Annotated in this window: 15 protein-coding genes; 5 read left to right on the top strand and 10 right to left on the bottom strand. The window is 68.3% G+C overall.

Annotation, left to right across the window (positions count from 1 at the left end; genetic code table 11):
• Positions 1 to 79 precede the first annotated feature (79 nt).
• Positions 80 to 1,849, bottom strand: a complete 1,770-nt coding sequence (locus tag GBZ48_RS03645) for a hybrid sensor histidine kinase/response regulator (RefSeq protein WP_174469775.1) — start codon at positions 1,847 to 1,849, stop codon at positions 80 to 82.
• A 463-nt stretch (positions 1,850 to 2,312) separates the two neighbouring features.
• Here GBZ48_RS03645 and GBZ48_RS03640 point away from each other — a divergent pair, with 463 nt between their 5' ends.
• Positions 2,313 to 4,007: a sensor histidine kinase gene (locus GBZ48_RS03640; RefSeq protein WP_174469774.1), complete on the top strand. Its 1,695-nt coding sequence runs from the start codon at positions 2,313 to 2,315 to the stop codon at positions 4,005 to 4,007.
• Here GBZ48_RS03640 and hisE read toward each other — a convergent pair.
• Positions 4,004 to 4,453 (bottom strand): phosphoribosyl-ATP diphosphatase, encoded by a 450-nt coding sequence (gene hisE / locus GBZ48_RS03635; protein WP_246306959.1) that lies wholly within the window; start codon positions 4,451 to 4,453, stop codon positions 4,004 to 4,006. The genes GBZ48_RS03640 and hisE overlap by 4 nt on opposite strands.
• A gap of 260 nt (positions 4,454 to 4,713) precedes the next feature.
• Between hisE and GBZ48_RS03630 the strand changes: the two genes are divergently transcribed.
• A complete protein-coding gene (locus GBZ48_RS03630; protein WP_246306958.1) occupies positions 4,714 to 4,908 on the top strand; it encodes a hypothetical protein in 195 nt (64 codons plus the stop codon).
• 44 nt (positions 4,909 to 4,952) lie between these two features.
• Positions 4,953 to 5,150, top strand: a complete 198-nt coding sequence (locus GBZ48_RS03625; protein WP_174469772.1) for a hypothetical protein — start codon at positions 4,953 to 4,955, stop codon at positions 5,148 to 5,150.
• A gap of 128 nt (positions 5,151 to 5,278) precedes the next feature.
• Here the strand turns inward: GBZ48_RS03625 and GBZ48_RS03620 are convergent, their stop codons facing one another.
• Positions 5,279 to 6,013: a Crp/Fnr family transcriptional regulator gene (locus GBZ48_RS03620; RefSeq protein WP_174469771.1), complete on the bottom strand. Its 735-nt coding sequence runs from the start codon at positions 6,011 to 6,013 to the stop codon at positions 5,279 to 5,281.
• Between the two features lie 213 nt (positions 6,014 to 6,226).
• On the opposite strand from GBZ48_RS03620, the gene GBZ48_RS03615 reads away from it, so the two are divergent.
• Positions 6,227 to 6,628 carry a hypothetical protein gene (locus GBZ48_RS03615; protein WP_174469770.1) on the top strand — a complete coding sequence of 134 codons (402 nt, stop codon included), beginning with the start codon at positions 6,227 to 6,229 and terminating at the stop codon, positions 6,626 to 6,628.
• 96 nt (positions 6,629 to 6,724) lie between these two features.
• Positions 6,725 to 7,561, top strand: a complete 837-nt coding sequence (locus GBZ48_RS03610) for a DUF502 domain-containing protein (protein WP_343049196.1) — start codon at positions 6,725 to 6,727, stop codon at positions 7,559 to 7,561.
• Here GBZ48_RS03610 and recG read toward each other — a convergent pair.
• The 7 genes from recG to GBZ48_RS03575 all read right to left on the bottom strand — a co-directional run bounded on the left by recG (position 7,513) and on the right by GBZ48_RS03575 (position 18,152).
• Positions 7,513 to 9,594 (bottom strand): ATP-dependent DNA helicase RecG, encoded by a 2,082-nt coding sequence (recG, locus tag GBZ48_RS03605; RefSeq protein ID WP_174469768.1) that lies wholly within the window; start codon positions 9,592 to 9,594, stop codon positions 7,513 to 7,515. The two genes, GBZ48_RS03610 and recG, sit on opposite strands and share 49 nt — an antisense overlap.
• 415 nt (positions 9,595 to 10,009) lie before the next feature.
• Positions 10,010 to 12,955 carry a chemotaxis protein CheA gene (locus GBZ48_RS03600; protein WP_174469767.1) on the bottom strand — a complete coding sequence of 982 codons (2,946 nt, stop codon included), beginning with the start codon at positions 12,953 to 12,955 and terminating at the stop codon, positions 10,010 to 10,012.
• 38 nt (positions 12,956 to 12,993) lie between these two features.
• Positions 12,994 to 13,416 (bottom strand): response regulator, encoded by a 423-nt coding sequence (locus GBZ48_RS03595; RefSeq protein ID WP_149230214.1) that lies wholly within the window; start codon positions 13,414 to 13,416, stop codon positions 12,994 to 12,996.
• Between the two features lie 56 nt (positions 13,417 to 13,472).
• Entirely contained in the window at positions 13,473 to 14,552 is a 1,080-nt protein-coding gene (cheB, locus tag GBZ48_RS03590) for a chemotaxis-specific protein-glutamate methyltransferase CheB (RefSeq protein ID WP_174469766.1), read from the bottom strand.
• Positions 14,549 to 15,991 carry a chemotaxis protein CheW gene (locus GBZ48_RS03585; protein ID WP_174469765.1) on the bottom strand — a complete coding sequence of 481 codons (1,443 nt, stop codon included), beginning with the start codon at positions 15,989 to 15,991 and terminating at the stop codon, positions 14,549 to 14,551. The genes cheB and GBZ48_RS03585 overlap by 4 nt, the downstream gene beginning before the upstream one ends.
• Entirely contained in the window at positions 15,988 to 16,914 is a 927-nt protein-coding gene (locus GBZ48_RS03580; protein ID WP_174469764.1) for a CheR family methyltransferase, read from the bottom strand. The genes GBZ48_RS03585 and GBZ48_RS03580 overlap by 4 nt, the downstream gene beginning before the upstream one ends.
• Entirely contained in the window at positions 16,911 to 18,152 is a 1,242-nt protein-coding gene (locus GBZ48_RS03575) for a methyl-accepting chemotaxis protein (protein ID WP_174469763.1), read from the bottom strand. The genes GBZ48_RS03580 and GBZ48_RS03575 overlap by 4 nt, the downstream gene beginning before the upstream one ends.
• Positions 18,153 to 18,331 lie beyond the last annotated feature (179 nt).

Raw genomic sequence — 18,331 nt, 5'->3', positions numbered from 1 at the left:
CGACTATGTCACCTCCTATGACAAAGGACCATAGACTTTCGGAGAGGCAACATGGGGACAGCCGCGACGTCGCGCTGCATCACACCGGCACCACGACCCGGAAGGTCGATCCCTTCCCCAGCATGCTGTCGACGGCGACCGCGCCGCCATGCAGTAGGGCGATCTGCTGGACGGTGTGCAGCCCGATGCCGGTGCCCGGCACTCCGGAAGCGCCCGCCCCGCGGAAGAAACGGTCGAACAGGCGCGGAAGCTCCACCTCGGGAATGCCGCGGCCATGGTCCGTCACCTCGATCACCGCCATGGCGCCGTCGGTGTCGCCGCTGAGGAGGATCGGCCCACCCGGTCCGGAATATTTGAGGGCGTTGTTGACCAGATTGCTGATCACCAGACCGATCAGGTTGGCATCGATTTCCGCCCGCCGCGGCAAACGGTCCAGGGTCAGCCGGAATTCGCGGTCGGGGTAGGCGACGCGGAATGGCTGGACGACCGTGCGGATCAGATCCGGAAGGTCGATCTCGGCCCGCTCCACGACGAGGGCATTGCTCTGCAGCCGCTCGTCGGTCAGATGGGAGTCGATCAGGCCGGTCAGGCGCTGCACGCTGCCGCGGATCACCGCCAGCCGTTCCAGCATCTCCGGCTCCACCTGCCCGGCCCGCATCGCCAGCAGTTGGGCGGCGCTGTCGATGATGGCGAGCGGCGTGCGGAATTCGTGGCTGACCATGCCCAGGAACTGGCGCTGCTGGTCGCGCGCCAGCAGTTCGCGCTCCAGCGCCCGTTCCACCCGTTCCTTCGCCAGGATCAGCGCCTTCTGGTTGGCGGCCAGTTCCAGCGTGCGATCCTCCACCCGCTGTTCCAGCGAGCGGTTCAGCGCCATCAGCTCCTCATACAGGCAGACATTGTCGAACCCGATGGCGACGCGGTTGCAGAACAGCTCCAGCAGACGGTGCTCGTCGGCGATATAGGGCTCCGTCCGTTCCAGCCGGAAGATGGTCACGCCATGCTCGCGCGTGCGGAAAACCAGGACGCAATGGTCGTCGCGGTAGAGATTGGATTGGGTGGCGAGCGCATTTGCCACCTCCCCGGCGGCGGCGGCGGACAGGACATCGCCGACCGGCATGCCGATGCTGCCGGCGAACGGGCCCAGCCCGGCGACGATTTCGACGGTCAGGCTGCCGTCGGCACGCGCTACCGGCCGGCAGGCCAGCACCGCCGGCGCGGCGCCGTGATCGACAACGCGGGCGATCTGCTCCGCCAGCCGTTCGACGAAGCTGCGCATCGGCCGCATCTCGAACAGCGGAGCCGACGCGCTGAGGATCCGCTCCAGCCCCTGCCTGTTGCGCTCGATCGTCACGATGTCGCGCCAGGCGCGCAACGCGCTGACCAGGGTGGTGAAAAGACGCTGGGCGGTCAGCTCGCTCTTGGCTTTGTAATCGTTGATGTCATAGCCGACGATGACGTCGCGTTCCGGCGCCTGTCCAGGCTGGCCTGTGCGCAGGATGATGCGCATGCGGTGGTTGCCCAGCTCCTCCCTGATGTAGCGTACCAGCTTCAGGCCGGCATCCTCCGTCTCCATCACCACATCGAGCAGGGCAATGGGCAGGTCCGGCCGCTGGGCGAGGACCGCCTTCGCCTCCTCCGCCGACAGTGCGCTCACCACCTCGAACGGGCGTCCGTCGAAATCGAAGTCGCGCAGCAGAACCGCGGTCATGGCATGGACCTGGGGATCGTCGTCCACCACCAGAACGGGCCAGGGCAGCCCGCACGGCCGCTGGGGCGTTGCCACGGTCACGGCGCCGTCTTCCGGGCCGAACAGCAGCTCGTCGTCCAGCCCACCGTCCATCCCCATCATCCGCCACCCCCACACCACTGCGCATGACCGCCCTCACCACAGCACAATGGAACCACCGTACGGTGCCGGCTCCAAGTCCGATCGGACGAATTGGCAGCATTCGTTTCAATTTGTCGCATATGAGCGAACAGCGCCGTGTCGGTTCGTCAATGTTTCGCAAGAGTTCATTGCGTCCACACACAACGGAAGCTGTGCAAAGGACGGAGCGGGTGCAACACTGATCACGGGAAGGCTGCCCACCGGGAGAGAGGATGAAGGATTCCCTTTCCCATGCTGCGGGGATGCTCCCTCGGCCAAAGTCCCAGGGCTGCATTCCGGATTGGACAAAAGGGAAGGCGACGCCCACCATTCAGGGAAATAGTATAGATATTTAACCCGACATGGTTGTCGGATGACGGAATGCAACGCTTGAGCTATTCTCGCGCCCTGCCTATCCCCTTTGCAGAAGGACCACCTCGCCCCGATGACCCCTGCTGGCCTCGAACAGGACTCACATGCCGCAGGAAGCCGGGATGCGGAACAGGAGGGGCGCAAGGCAGCGTCCCTGGCTGTGGGCGCATTGCTGGCGGTGTCGCTGGGCCTCACCGCCGCCCTGCTGGTGTTCTCGGCCTACCAGTACCGCAGCCAGGTGATCTCCGAGGCGGAGAACCGCAGCATCGCCATCGCCCGCGTCCTTGAGGAACATGCGGCGAGGACGCTGGGCATCCATGCCTCCACCCTGTCGCACATGGAATGGATGGTGGACGACCTGGGCTGGGACCGGATCGACGGCACCCCCCTGCTGTTCGAGCGGCTGAAGGCGATGGCTGCGCAATCGCCGGAGGTCCAGTCCTATTGGATCACCGACGAGACCGGGCGGGTTCGCGCCAGCAGCTACGAATGGCCGATGCGCCCGCTGAACGCGGGAGACCGCGAGTATTTCCGCGCCCACCTGAATCCCGGCACGATGCTTTACATCGGCCCACGGCTGAACGGCAAGATCGTATCGGACGTCGTCTTCACCCTGAGCCGCCGGATGGAACTGCCTGACCACCGGTTCCAGGGTGTGGCGCAGATCTCGCTGCTTCCCAGCTATTTCACCGACTTCTACCGTTCGGTCCTGCATGGGTCCCGCGATGTGATCCTGCTGATGCGCGAGGATGGCGAGGTGCTGGTCCGCAACCCGATGATCGCGCCGCAGGACAGCGCCGCCATTGGCCATTTCCCGGAACTGATCTCCGCCCCCGACAGGAACGGCATCTTCCGCGCGGTCACGCCCTCCGACGGAATCGAGCGGTTGCTGGCCCGCCGCAAGGTGCCCGACCTGCCCGTCTACGTGGTCTATGGCACCGATGTGGCCTCCATCGAGGCGGCCTGGCGCGACCGGGTGTTGCCCTATGTGCTGACGGCCTTCCCGGCGCTCGGTCTGCTGGGCCTGCTGGGCGGCATCGCGTTGCACCGGTCGCGGCAGGCGGTCAATGCGCAGAAGGCGCTGCGCCGCGCCAACGAAGCGCTGGAGGGCCGCATCGCCGAGCGCACCCGCCATCTCGATCAGGCGCTTGCCGACAAGGAAGTGCTGCTGCGTGACATTCACCACCGGGTGAAGAACAACCTGCAGGTCATTCTCAGCCTGTTGGAGTTGCAGGCGCAACGGTCGCCTGAACTGGAAGCGCCGTTCAGCGAAGCCCTGACCCGCATCAACACGATGGGGCTGATCCACGAGCAGATCTACCGGTCGACCGGCGTGTCGGCGGTCCGGCTCGACAATTTCGTCGAGGCGCTGGCCGGGCACCTCAACAGCTTCCACCGCCGCCCCGGCCGGACCATCGTCATCAGGCACCGGGTCGAGCCCGTCAGCCTCGACCTGAACCGTGTGGTGCCCTTCGCCCTGATCCTGAACGAGGTGGTATCGAACGCCTACAAGCATGCCTTCACAGGCCGCTGCTCCGGCACCATCGATATCGCGGTGAAGGCGGAAGACGGATCGCTGCACCTGACCATCGAGGATGACGGCACCGGCGCGCCGGAACCGGAGGATGCCGCCCCGCCCGGACGGCGGTCGATGGGCATGGATCTGATCCGGGCCTTCACCCGGCAAATCCACGGCGAATACCATTTCGCCAGGGGCGCGGGCACGCGGTTCGATCTGGCCTTCCCGCAGGAGGCGGACCCCGCCTAGCGCTTGCAGCGTTTGGCCTGATTGGGTTTGTCGGAATTGGACCTGTCGGAATTGGACTTGGGGGGAAGCGGCTTGTCATGGCTGGCGGCGACACCGTTGATGGGGTCGTCCGATTTCGGCAGCTTTTCGGCTATGCCGTAGGCCAGTTCGCGCCGCCGCAGCTCCGCCAGGATCTCGTCGGGGGCGATATCCAGGTCGGCCAGCAGGACCACCAGATTGTACAGCAGGTCCGCCGCCTCCATCACCAGCGCGCTGCGGTCGCCGCGCATCGCCTCGATCGCCACCTCGATCGCCTCCTCTCCCACCTTGCGTGCCATGCGGGCGCGGCCTTGGGCCAGCAGCTTTCCGGTGCGGGAGGTCTCGGGAATGGCGGACGGTTCGCGCCGCATCGTCTGGACGGCGTCGTAGAGACTGCGGAGCGGATCGGGGCCGATATACTGAACCATCACCCTGAAGTCGTTTTTTCCGGCAGCACTGTCAAGATGTTGGTTGGTCGGCCGAACATCCGGCGGGCGCGGGGGAGCAGTCCGAACGGCGTCGCCATGGGTTTATAGTTTGAGATACTGATTGATTTATCCAATGACGATTTGCCAAAGGAAACCTCTGTATAGCTGTAATTTTTGCAGCAACCAGCAATGCAAAGGCAGCGTATTTGGCATTGGGTATACCAGTATATAGTCTCCTCAACAGCCCGATGGAGACGACAATGACCACCACCACTTTCCAGCCCGGCACCGAACACCACGCTTCGACCGATGCCCTGCACGCCGTCGCCGAATTCCCGGTGGCCTGGTTCGAAGCCACCCCGGCCTATCTGGTCCTGCGTCCGGTCGGCGCCTTCCTGCGTGAATGGGTTGCCGCCACCCCGGCCGGTTACCTGCTCGGCCTGCTGAAGCGCTGACACCCCGCCACCCCTTCCGACATTTCCAGCCGACGGAGACGATCATGAGCATCCTCAGCCTTCATCATGGCGATCATGGCATCCATGGCGACACCCGGTCCCAGCATCCGGTCCGCGATTTCGCCTCGGACTGGTTCGAAGCCACCCCCGCGGCGATCCTGCTGCGTCCGGTCGCCGCGTTCCTGACCGAATGGGCCATGGCCACCCCGGTGGCGATCCTGGTCCGGTCGCTGCACCGCTGATCGCGGAACAAAAGCAAAAAAAGTCTTGAGGGTTTGAAAGGCGACCGCGGCACGGCCCGACCATACGGGTTGCCGCGGCCTTTTCTTTTTAAGGGTCCGTTTCAGGGTACGCTTCCCTGCCGGCGCGCTCAGGCGCCGCCGCGGACATCCTCGACCAGCATTTCCAGCCGTGACAGGTCGCGCACCACCAGCGCGTCGGGACGGCGTTCCAGCATCCCGTCGCGGGCCAGGTCGCTCAGCACGCGGGCGACGGTTTCCCGCGTGGTGCTGACGCGGGCGGCGATGTCGGAATGAACGGGGATCGGCGCGATGATCGCCGACGCACCCTGGCGCGAACCACGCTTGGCGAGGCGCAGCAGTTCGGCATGAACGCGGTTGTTGGCGCCGAGCGTCGACAGTTCCATGATGCGGTCGGTGGCGCCGCGCAGCTTGTCGCACAGCCGCAGCATCGTCGCCATCGCCAGTTCCGGATGGGCGGTCACCAGCGCCTGGAAAGGCTTCGCCGGCAGGAAGGCGACCAAGGCGCCCTCCCCCAGCGCCACCACCGACGCGGACCGCGGACGGCCGTCCAGCGCCGACATCTCCCCCACCAGTTCCCCCGCCTCGATGTCATTGAAGCTGATTTCGCGCCCACCGGCCGAATGGCTGAGCACCCGCACCCGCCCTTCGACCACGAAAGCGACGTCGCGGGTGTCGGCCCAATGGTCGATCAACTGCTCGTCGGGAGCGAAGCGGCGCCAGCGGCATTGGCGCGCCACCGCGGCGCGCTGGTCGGCGGACAGCGGGCGAAGCAGCTCGATGCGGTCCAGGCTGGCGGCGGATGCCTCGGCCAGCCCATCGGCCGGGCTGTCGGGTTTTGTCATTCTGGTTTCGTCATATCGGTCTGTGGCACGGAAGATTCCGGCTTCGCCCCGGACTGTATGTTGCCCCGAAGGATAGCGTGACCTGCGCAAAGGTGGAAGGCGCTGTGACCATTGGCCGGTGTCAACCCTCCGTTAACGCCGAGCGCGCAGAAGGGGGTGACGCCTCGCCGAATTTCCCATTCGCCAGTCCCCTCGTTGTCCGGAGCGCCGACCATGCCGAGCCTGTTCCCCGTGCCCACCGCCCGCCGCATCGACCGGCAACGGCTGCTGTCGGTCGCCCTGATCCCCTTCGCGGCGGCCATCGCCATGGCGAGCACGGTCGCCGCCACCGGCTTCACCGCCAGCCCGCTGGGCGAGGCGAACAGCACGCTGGGCTTCCTGCTGGATTTCGTGAAGTTCTGCTATCTCGCCGTCGCCATGGCGCATCTGTCGGGCGCCATCGCCGACCACACCTGCGGCAGCCTCGCCGCCGGCCTGTCGATGGACGAATACGACGCACCGGAACCGGTCTCGAAGGACGAGTTCTGGCGCGCTTTCCCCAACCATGTCGACGGCGCCGCCATCGCCGGGGCCGTCACGCTGCTGTCAGTGATCGCGAGCTCGCTGGTCGGCTGACCTTTTCCCAATTCCCGCGTCCCCTTACGCGGCAGTTGAGAGCGGACCGCGCTTGCCCCACTATGGCGCGGATGGACGATGGGCGGATGGGCAGGCGTGAGCGGAGATCAGACTGAACCGAAGGCCGAGGTGAAGGCCGACCCGAAAGCCCAGGGCAAGCCCCAGGCGAAAGGCCATACGGGGGAGCCGGCGCGGCATCGCCGCGAAGGCATCGGGTTGATGGGGCGCCTGCGGGCCTATTTTTTGGCCGGCATCCTGGTAACGGCCCCTATAGCCATCACCGTCTATATCGCCTGGTGGTTCGTCTCGCTGATCGACGGCTATATCCGGCCGCTGATCCCCAGCGTCTACAATCCGGAAAACTATCTGCCCTTCTCGATCCCCGGCATCGGCGTTCTGGTGGTCATCATTGCCGTCACCCTGATCGGCGCCTTCGCCGCCGGTTATGTCGGCCGGCTGGTTCTGGGCGTCGGCGAAGGGGTGGTCGGACGGATGCCGGTCGTCCGCTCCGTTTATGGCGGGGTGAAGCAGATCTTCGAGACGGTGCTGGCCAAGAAGTCGAATGCCTTCCGCGAGGTGGTGGCGATCCAGTATCCGCGCCCCGGCGTGTGGTCGCTGGGCTTCATCACCGGCAGCGCCCACCCCGAGGTGCAGGTGAAGCTGGCCGGCGAAGCCGACGACATCGTCAATGTCTTCATCCCCTGCGCGCCGCCCACCGCCGGCTATCTGGCGATGGTGCCGCGACGCGACGTGACCGTGCTCAACATGACCGTCGAGGATGGGCTGAAACTGGTGATGTCCGGCGGCATCGTCGTCCCGCCCGATCGCCGCCCCACCCTGGTGGAATCGCCGGCCGAACCGGATGATGAGGATCGGGACGGCGATCAGCCCGACCGCAAGGTCTTGGCCGCCGCATCGCGTTCGAAAAGGTAGAGCAGGGTCCGCAGCGCCTGTCCGCGCGGGCTGGCGAGGTCGGGGTCGCGCTCCACCACAAGGCGGGCATCGTCGCGCGCCACCGCCAGCAGGTCGCCATGCACCGCGAGGTCGGCCATCCGGAAGCCCGGCAGGCCCGACTGGCGGGTGCCCAGAACCTCGCCGGCACCGCGTAGGCGCAAATCCTCTTCCGCGATGACGAAGCCGTCCTCGGTGTCGCGCAGTGTCTTCAGCCGCGCGCGCGCCGTCTCCGTCAGGTTCGACTCGAACATCAGCAGGCAGCTCGACGGCTTCTCGCCACGGCCAACCCGACCGCGCAGCTGGTGGAGCTGGGCAAGACCGAAGCGTTCGGCGTGCTCGATCACCATCACCGTCGCTTCCGGCACGTTCACGCCGACCTCGATCACCGTGGTGGCGACCAGCACGTCCAGGCTGCCCTCGGCGAAGGCGGCCATCACCGCATCCTTGTCCGGCCCGCGCATCTTGCCGTGAACCAGCCCGACGCGGTCGCCGAAGGTGGCGCGCAGGAAGGCATGGCGCTCGGTCGCGGCGGCAAGGTCGCTCTGCTCGGATTCGTCCACCAGCGGGCAAACCCAGTAGACGCGTGCGCCCTCCGTCACCTTGCGCTGGATGCCGTGGACGACCTCCTCCAGCCGGTCCAACGCGATGGTGACGGTCTGCACCGGCTTGCGGCCGGCCGGCTTCTCAGTCAGGCGCGACACGTCCATGTCGCCATAGGCGGTCAGGGTCAACGTGCGCGGGATCGGGGTGGCGGTCATCACCAGCACATCGACCGCCCGCCCCTTGGCCGACAGTTGCAGGCGCTGGTGGACGCCGAAGCGGTGCTGCTCGTCGATCACCGCCAGCGCCAGATCCTTGAAGGCGACATCCTCCTGGAACAGGGCATGGGTGCCGACCAGCAACGGCAGCTCGCCGGACGCCAGCCGCTCGAGTACCGCTTGGCGCGCCTTACCCTTGTCGCGCCCGGTCAGCAGCCCGATCTCGACACCGGCCGCCTTGCACAGCGGCGCCAGGCTCTCGGCATGCTGGCGGGCGAGGATTTCCGTGGGTGCCATCAGGGCGGCCTGGGCGCCGGTCTCCACCGCGTTCAGCATCGCCATCAGGGCGACCACGGTCTTGCCGCTGCCGACATCGCCCTGGAGAAGCCGCAGCATCCGCCGTTCGGCGGCCATGTCGGCATAGATCTCCTCCAGCGACCCAGCCTGCGAGCCGGTCAGGGAGAAGGGCAGCGCCGCCAGCGCGGCGCGGCGAAGGCTGCCGTCGCCCTGGGTCGACCGTCCGGCCAGCCGGCGCTGGCTGGCGCGCACCAGCATCAGAGCCAGTTGGTTCGCCAGCAGCTCGTCATAGGCGAGGCGGCAGCGGATGGGCGCGGTGGCGGCGAGGTCGCCCTCATCCTCCGGCGTGTGGGCGCGCTTCAGCGCCTCGGCCCAGGTCGGCCACTGGCGGCGGGCCAGCCATGCCGGGTCCTGCCATTCGTCGAGCGGCGGGACATCGTTCAGTGCGGCGCGCACCGCCTTGCGCAGCGTCTTGGCCGGCAGGCCGGCGGTCATCGGGTAGACCGGCTCGACCAGTTCCAGCTCTTCCTTCGCGTCGACCGGGACGACGGCGTCGGGATGGGTGATCTGGGCGGTGTCGTTGAACCACTCCACCTTGCCGGAAACCACCATGGTGGTGCCTGCGGGGATCTGTTTCGACAGCCAGTCGCCGCGGACATGGAAATAGACCAGTTCCAGCACGCCGGTCTCGTCGGTGCAGCGGATTTTGTAGGGATGCCGCGGGTTCACCGGCGGCGCGTGCGAATCGATGCGCACGGTCAGGGTGGCGATGCGCCCATGCGGCGCCTGCGCGATCTTCGGCGAGAAGCGGCGGTCGACCACGCCGCAGGGCAGATGCCACAGCAGATCGACCACATGGGCGCCAGCCAGCTTCTCCACCAGCTTGCCCAGGCGGGGACCGAGGCCGGGAAGTGCCGTGACCGGTTTGAACAGCGGAAACAGGATGGCGGGACGCACGGGCGGGTCGCTACCGGGAAAGCCTTCGACGGCCACCAGAAAGCCGGGCGGACCTAGCGGCGTCAAGGCTGCTGAACGGCATCGGGGAAAAGGCGGGGGAAAGAAGGGACGGCGGAGCGCACCCAAGGCCAGGGGGCCTATGGTGGGGGGCAACGTCGGCCAGGAAATTGGCTTGGACGCGCTCCGCCGATAGGTGCCGTCCGGAGGCAAACGGGAGAACCGGACGGTCAGGTCCGATGGCAGGGAACCATCGGGAAGAGACACCAGATAAGAAGACGCTCAACTGTGACGGGCCGGTGTTTCAGGGGGGCTGGCCCGACCGCGTCACAAGAAGGACATTAGCCCGTCCGCCCTGTCCCCAACCTGACTCAACCATGAATTTCCCTTCATGAACCGGCCGAGCCGACAGGGTGTATCAGGCCGGGATATCGGCCTCCCGCCGCTGGGCCAGCGCGGCGAGGCGATAAAGTTCATCGCCGTCCAGAATGATGACGATGCGGCCGTCGTTCAGCAGCGAGACGCCGCCGACGCCGGGCACCTCGGCAAGCCCGGGATGGCTTTCACGGACGAACAGGTCGCCACGGCGCAGCAGCTTGTCGATCTCCAGACCGATGCGGCGGCGGCCCTGGCGCAGCACGACGACAAGGCGCTGTCCGGGACCGGACGGTGGCCATTCCCCCTCGGCGGGAAATCCCAGCGCATCGGCGAGGCGGACCACCGGCAGCACCCGTTTGCGGCGCATGACGGTCCAGCAGCCGGACACGCGGTGGAAATCGTCGGCAGTGAAGCCGCAGACCTCCTCGACGAAACGGTCGGGGATCGCCAGCACCTGATCGTCGACCTGGACCAGCAGCGTGCGCAGGATCGCCGCCGACAGCGGCAGGTCGATGGCGAAGGCGGTGCCCGCCCCTTCCCGCGTGCGGATGGCGATGCTGCCGCCCAGCCGGGTGATAGCGGTGCGCACCACATCCATGCCGACGCCGCGGCCGGACGTCTCGGTCACCGTGTCGGCGGTGGAGAAACCGGGGGCGAAGATGAATTCTCGCACCGCATCGGGCGATAGGTGCAGGCTGTCCTCCTCGCCAATCAGACCCTGGCGTACCGCCTTGGCACGCACCGCCTCCGTCGCGATGCCGCGGCCGTCGTCGACGATCTCGACCACGACGCGGCTGTTGCGCTGGATGGCGCGCAGGGAAAGCGTGGCCTGGGCCGGCTTGCCCATCGCCTCGCGGTCGGCGGCCGGCTCGATGCCATGGTCGATCGCGTTGCGCACCATGTGCATCAGCGGATCGTAGAGCATCTCCACCATGCTCTTGTCGATGCGGACCTCGCCGCCCTCGGTGGCGAAGCGGACCGACTTGCCTTGCCCGCGCGCCAGTTCGCGCACGACGCGGGGAAACTGGTTGAACAGGGATTCGATGGGAACGACACGCAGGTCCAGCGCCGCCTCGCGCAGCCGGTCGACGGAGCGGCTGAGTTGCGTGTCGAGATCGAGCAGGTCGCGGCGGTGATGCTCGACCGCCTCGCGCAGGACACGCAAATCGGGGTCGCCGGCACCCAGCCGCTCGGTCAAGGCGGCGAGTGCCGTCTCCAGCCGCAGATCATTGGCCGTGGCGTTGAGGTCACCGGACAGCAGGACCATCCCGTCGATGCGGGCCATGAAGCGGTCGATCACCTCGCCGGGCACGCGCAACACGCCTCCAGCGGCGGTCGTCGTCGAACGGGTGGATGGGGCGGCAGGCGGCGGCGGAGCAGCGGTCGCCACCGGCGCACCGGCGGACTGCACCGCGGGCAGGGATGGCGCGTCGGCCAGGACCGGCACGTCGGTTGTGAGCGGCTCTCCGCCACCCCCGGTCGGGTCGGACGGCGCGCAGGCGCGGATGCGCAGGAATCCGCCGCCGGGATCGATGCCGGCCAGCGCGTCCGCCAGGGCGGGAAGCTCCTGCGGGGAGGCGATCAGCACACGCAGCCAGGTCTTGCCGTCGATGAATTCCGGCCAGTTGGTGATGGCGCGCACCTTGCTGCCCATCCACTGGACGAAGCCGGACGCGACCTCCGGCGAGGTCTCCAGAAAGGCGGTGACCTCATAGAGCCTCATTTCCGGATCGGCGATGGCGGCGCGCAGGTCGGCGGTGCTGTCGGGCGACAGGAAACGCAGCAGGCCAAGATCGAGCCCGAGTTCCGCCAGATCGCCGGCCGTCAGCGGACGGCGCGCCTCCCCGGCTTCCCGCTCGGCGGAAACGGCATCGACGAAGGCGCGCAGACGGGCTTCAAGACTGTCCACTTCGTCGACGTCCAGATCCTCGGCCGGATCGCGCGCAACCCTCACCGCCAGATCGGCAAGCATGGTGCGGGCGTCGGCCATCAGGACCGGCCAGTCGGGATGGTCGGTGGCGGGAGTACGGCGCATCACGTCGGCCAGCACCCGCAGCAGGGCGGAGCCGCGCGGCAACCGGACGATGTCCAGCGTCGCCGCCATGCGGTCGAGCAACCCGGCAAGTTCAGCCGCGACGGACGCGTCGGCCAGTGCCGCAGAATCGGCCAGCAACGCATCGGCACGGGCGCCGCCCTGGGCAAGGATCTGGGCGTTGTGATCGGCCAGCAGGGTTGCCAGGATCACAGCACCGGCATCCTTGCCGGTCAGCCGCCCGATGCGGTCACTCGCTGTGGCGACGGCCTGAAGCTCGCGCAGGATGGCGTCGGCGTCACGGGCAGCCAGCGCTTCCCGGAACCGGCGCAACGTGTCGGCGAAGGGCAGGAAGTTCAGCCGCTCGCAGGCCAGTTCCAGCCGGTCGGCGGTGTCGTCGACGCTGCGAAGACCCTCTTCGTCCAGGCTGTCGAGATCGAGCGCGCGGGTGAGCGTCGCCATCCCGTCATGCAGCAGCCCGACGAACAGGCCGAGCATCCGCTCATTCTCATGCAGGCGCACCGGCGGGGGGGGCGGCGGAACGGGGGCGGGCTTGGCGACCGCCATCGCACCGCCCAGCGTGTCGAGCCGCGCCAGCAGGTCGCCGGGCGCCTGCCCGTCGCGGCGGTCGCGCATGCCGGAGTCGGCAAGGCAGCGGAGCGCGTCAAGCGCCTCCAGCAGCGGGGCGGCGACCTCCTCCGTCAGCGCCAACGCGCCGCTGCGGACCCGGCCGAGGACGGTTTCAGCGCGATGCGCCACAGCCTCCATCGCAAAGAGGTCCATGGCGCGGGCGGCCCCCTTCAGCGAATGGAAGGAGCGGAACAGGGCGGCGATCCGCTCCGCTTCGGGTCCATCGCCGGGACTGGCGGACAACAGCTTTTCCAGCAGGTCGAAATGCTCGGCGGCCTCGACGCCGAACTGACGCCACAGGGTCTCGATCAGTTCGCTGGTCATGGGTCACCGCTCACGAAAGAAGGCGCCGAACCGGAGACTCAGGGCTTCGCGGGTGGGGCCAGCCCGGCGGCGCGGCGGATGGCGGCAACGATGTCGTGGCCCTTCTTATGAGCAAGGTCGAGGCTCATGGTGCCGGACGGCTTGGCGATGATCTCCACCGCCCCCAGGGCGCGGGCCTCGTTCGCTTCGGGCGAGCCGACCTGCGCGACCGAGGAGATGATGATGACCTTGGCGCGCGACATCAGCGACAGATGCTCCATCACCTCCAGCCCCGACATCTCCGGCATCTCGATGTCGAGCAGGACGATGTCGGGCTTCAGGCTCTTGACCATCTCCAGAGCCACCTTGCCGTTTTCGGCCGCGCCGACGAGGGACAGTTCGTCGTCAGCGCGCACGATGTCGCCGATGATGGTGCGCATCAGCACCGAGTCATCGACCAGCAGGATCGTCGGCTTCGCCATGAGTAAAAGCTTCCTATGTTTGCAGCGCCTGTCGGCTTCCGGGGTGTGCCTGACTGTCAGGAGAGTGTGAAGAGAGCGTTCAGCTTGCGGGCGATTGACGTAACCGGCAACACCTCCGTGGCGATACCGGCACGGATTGCCGCCCTGGGCATGCCGTCGACCGCGCAGGTCGCCGGATCCTGGACCAGAACGGGAAAGCGGCGTTCCGCGAATGCCGCCGCCCCGCTGCTGCCGTCGTCGCCCATGCCGGTCAGGACGACGGCGACCGGCGACTCCGCCGCCTCCGCGGCGCTGCGGAAGAGCCGGTCGGCCGAGGGGTGGTAGATGGCGCCGGCCGGGTCGGCGGCATGCAGGATGAAGCGGCCGGAAGTACCGCGGCGCACCGTCCAGTCGCCGCCGCCGCGCAGGATGGTGACGGCTTTTGCGTCGAGCGCCTCGCCGTCGGCCCCCTCCGCCACCGGCCGGCCGAGCGAACGGGCGAGCGACGCGGCGAAACCGGCAGTGAAGCTGGCCGGCATATGCTGCGCCACCACCAGCGGACAGGTCAGCGGTCCCAGCGCACCCAGCAATTCAGCCAGCGCCACCGGCCCGCCGGTGGACACGCCGACGACGACGAGGTCGGGGCGGTGTCCGCGGACGGACGGACGCGGAGACGGAGCCGGTTCGGGTGCGGGTTCGGTCACGGGAGCCGCAACGGAATCGGCGGCCAGTTCCCCCGTCAGGGCCATGCGCCAGCGGCCCCAATGGCGCACCTTCTCGGTCAGCTGGCGTTCTATGGATGCCATGTCGAAGGTGATGAAGGAGCTGTTCTTGCAGACGAAATCCACGGCCCCGGTTTCCAGCGCCCGGATGGTGGCGGCGGCCCCCTCCGACGTTTCGTTGGAAACCATGATGCAGGGCGGTCCCTTTTCCGCGGCGATGGCCTGAACCGATTCGATTCCATCCATGACCGGCATGTTCAGGTCCATCGCCACCACATGCGGCTTGAGCTTCCGCGACAGGCGCAGAGCCTCCGCACCGTTGCGCGCCTCGCCGACGATCTCGATGTCGGGCGCCGGCTCCAGCATCTTGCGGAGGGCGATGCGGACGAAATTGCTGTCGTCCACCACCAGCAGGCGGATGCGCGGGTCGGTCATGGCGCGGCAGCCTCGCTCCGGGCGTCTCCAATGGGCAGCACCCTGGTGCCGGCAGCCGCGGCGGCGGTCAGTCCCTCGGGCCGCAGAACCGGGATCAGGGCATTGTCCAGGCGGATCACCGCGGCGGTCAGGCGGTCGGACAGCGGGTCGACATCCTCGCTGTCGATCTTGCGGATGCGTTGGATCTCGTCGGCGATCACAGCCACGGTCCCGCCGTCGATCTCCACCAGGATGGCGATGCCGGGCGTGGCAGGAGGCGCGCCGACCGGCGCCCGCGCCAACAGACGGCGCAGATCGAGAACCGGGAGGATGCGGCCGTCGACATCGGTCAGCCCGTCGAAGCTTTCCGCGCCCTGCGGCAGGCACAGCCGGTCGGACACCTCCACCACGCGGCGGACCCTCTCGAACTCCAGCGCATAGATGCGGGCCTCCACCACCAGGGTGAGAAAGCGGCGGTAGAAACGGCGGGGCAGGCGGCTTTCCGCCAGATCGTCGTCGGGATCGCCGCCCTCGGGCACGAAACGGCCGATGTCGTCGAGTCGATCGCCCAGCATGCGCGCCACGCTCCTCACGTCGAGCCAGAGTCCATCATAGTCCACGATCCGGGCCGCCGCCCCGGCCTCCCCCGCGCGCAGGCGGTCCAGCGGCACGCGCACCACGCCGCGCACTCCATCCACCCGCACGCCCACCGGCCCCCGGCGCGTCCGCAGGACGACGGCGTAGCAGCCATACCGATCCCCGATACCGGCACCTGCACCGAGCGGATCGGTGACCAGGATCGACCGTTTCTGCACCCGCGCCACGCCCCGGACGAGCACGGGCGCATGGGGCAGCGGCCGCAAGTCGGCGATGGGGAAGACCAGCAGCAGATCGGCCATCTCCAGCGCATGGGGTTGGCCGGCGACCTCCACCATCAGCAGGCGGATGGTGGCACGCTCGCGCGACGGGTCGGGAGGTTCGGCGGCACCGCCGGACAGCGCATCGGCATCCGCCAGTCCCGGAATGGCGAGCGCCCCGCCGCGCCCCATCTGCATCAGGTCGGGGTCGAGCAGCCGCAGGGACCGGTCGCCATGGCGCAGCCGGCCTGCCACCGGTGTTCCGCAATCCTCCGGTTCCGCCGCGCACAGCCCCACCCGCTCTGCCGTCAGCGTGCCGCCGATGCGGCCGGCGCGGAGTGCCAGCACACCGGCCCCGGCGCGCAACACGATCAGCAGACCGCCGCGCCGTCCGCCGCCCCAGGCCAGCCGCAGCGACGGATAGCCGGTGACGTCCAGCACCGGCAGGATACGGCCAGCGACATTCGCCAAGCCCTCCACCTGCGGCGGGGCGAAGGGCAGCCGGGTGATGCCGGTCGGCTCCGCCACTTCCTCCACCCGATCCGCGGCAACGGCGAAGGGCGTGCCGGCGATGTCGAAGGTGAGATAGCCGCAGGTCGTCATACCGCCGCCCCTCCCCGCCGGTAAGCGAGCGCGCGGTCGCCGCGATGGCGTTCGAAGCCGTGGCTGCGGCAGCAGTCGTCCGGCAGCCGGTCGGTGGTGCCGAGCACCAGCCAGCCGCCCGGCGCTACCGCCGAGGTCAGCAGGGAGAGCGCCCTCTCGCGGCTGTCGTCGTCGAAATAGATCATGACGTTGCGGCAGGACACGAGATCGAAGCCGCCGGGCGGCCCCCCATCCGGCAGGTCCGCGTCCATCAGATTGTGGCGGGCGAAGCGCACCACCCGGCGGGCATCGCCATGGACCCGCCGGTGCAGCGGTGCCTCCGCCCCCAGCGGCACGAACCAGTTCCCATAGTCCGCCGGCATTTCGCGGAATGGGCCCAGCCCCTCGCCGCCATAGCAGGCGTTGGCGGCCTGCCGTACGGCGATGCGGCTGAGGTCCGTGCCGAGGACCTCGACGGTCCAGTCGGTTTCCAGCCCCTGGGCGGTGCGGCGTGCGTGCCCGGCGTCGGCCAGCGCCTCCAGCGTCACGATGGCGAGACCGTAGGCCTCCTCTCCGGTGGCGCAGCCGGCGCTCCACAGCCGCAGGGTCCGGGTCGCGGCGCGTTCGGCGATCAGGCGGGGCAGCAGATGGCCGCGCAGATAGGCGTGATGCGGCAGGTCGCGGAAGAAATAGGTTTCATGGATCGTGAGATTCTCGATCAGGCTCAGCCAGTCCGGGCTGTCGGCCGGCGCCCCTTCGATCTGCGCCACCCACTCTTCCAGCACCGCCAGCGGCATCGCCGCCAGGATGCGCACCAGCTTGCGCTCCAGCGGGCGGTCGTGGCGGATGCCCGCCTTGCGCCGGACATCCTCCAGCAGCCGCCGCACCAGATCGTGCAGCGGGCCATCCGAACCGGCAGGAGGAGGAGCGGCGGCGCCGGTCACGACGCCCGGAAGCGTTCGGCCAGCCGCCGCGTGTCATCGGCCAGCCGGGACAGGTGGACCATGGTCGCGGTGATCTCCTCCGACGCGGCGGCATTCTTGGAGGCGACAGTGCGGATGTTGCCGACGTTCGATTCGATCTCGACGATATGGTCCTGCTGGTGGGCCATGGCTGCGGCGACCGACTGGACCATGCGGTCGATCTGGGTGACCCGCTCGGCGATGCCGTCCATCATCTGCACCACCTCCGCCGTGGCGGCCATCCCCTCCTCCGCCAGTGCTGCGGCGGCCTCGACGATCTCGGCGATCTGACGGGCGCTTTCGACGGCGTTGTCGGCGAGCTTGCCGACCTCCTCGGCGACCACTTCGAAGCCCTTGCCCTGTTCACCGGCACGGGCGGCCTCGATGGAGGCGTTGACCGACAGGATGTTGGTCTTCACCGCGATCTGGGTGATCGCCTCGGTGATGCGGCCGATGCGGCGGCTGTTGTCGCCGATGGTCTGGGAGACACGCACCAGCCGCGCCATCTCCGCCTTGCCGCGGTCGGCGAATCCAGCGGTGATACGCACCATGTCGGAGGCGGCGCGGGTGCTGTCGGTGACGTCGGCGATGGCCCGTACGGAGCGGCCGACCGCATTCACCACCCGGTCGAGATCCTCGGTCTGGATGGCGGCGCCGTCGGCGACCTGCGACACCGCGGTGCTGGCCTGCCCGGCGGCGACGGCGACCTGGGCGGCCTGCTGGCCGATGTTCCGGAAGGAGGCACGGGCGTCCTCCACCAGCGCCGCCATCTCGCCATAGCGGCCGGGGAGAGGCGCTGTGGCCGGTGCGTCGCCGCCGGCCTCGTGCGTCAGGCGGCGGAGGGTCGCATGGAGGCTGTCCTGGGTCCGCGCGACACGGGCGAGCGCCGCGGCAATGCCTCCGGCCTCGTCGCCGCGGACAGACAGCACGGATGCATCCTCCGGCATCCTGGGATCCGGCGTTCCGGTGTCCGGCGTTCCGGCGGCGAGGCGGTCCGCAGCAGCCTCCAGCCGCGTCATCGCATCCGACAGATCGAGCGCCAGGACACAACCTATAAGCAGCGCGAGGGCAAGCGCGCCGCCTGTGGCCAGCCAGACGGTCTGCGGCGCGGCATCCGGAACCGCCTGGGGAAGCAGAAGGGGAACGAGCGCTGCCGCCGTGGGCAGAAGAACGGCGAGTCCGAAGCGGGGAAGGATCCGCAAGCTGGCCGGAAGGGACATCGCAGTACAGGCTCCTTACGAACGACCAGCGGCATCCCGCGACATCTCGCGGAGACCGCACGCCACCCTTATGACTTGCCGGATGCACCCCAACCGAAGCAAGGTGAATCCGGCGGATGGACTGGGATGCCGCAGGTCACGCGGGGCTTCCGCCGTCCGCCCATCGCTCAACCCGGCGC

Source organism: Azospirillum melinis, from assembly GCF_013340935.1.
Taxonomy (GTDB): Bacteria; Pseudomonadota; Alphaproteobacteria; order Azospirillales; family Azospirillaceae; genus Azospirillum; species Azospirillum melinis.
The sequence above is the reverse complement of the archived record's forward strand: the minus strand, read 5'-3'. Positions and strand labels throughout refer to the sequence as shown.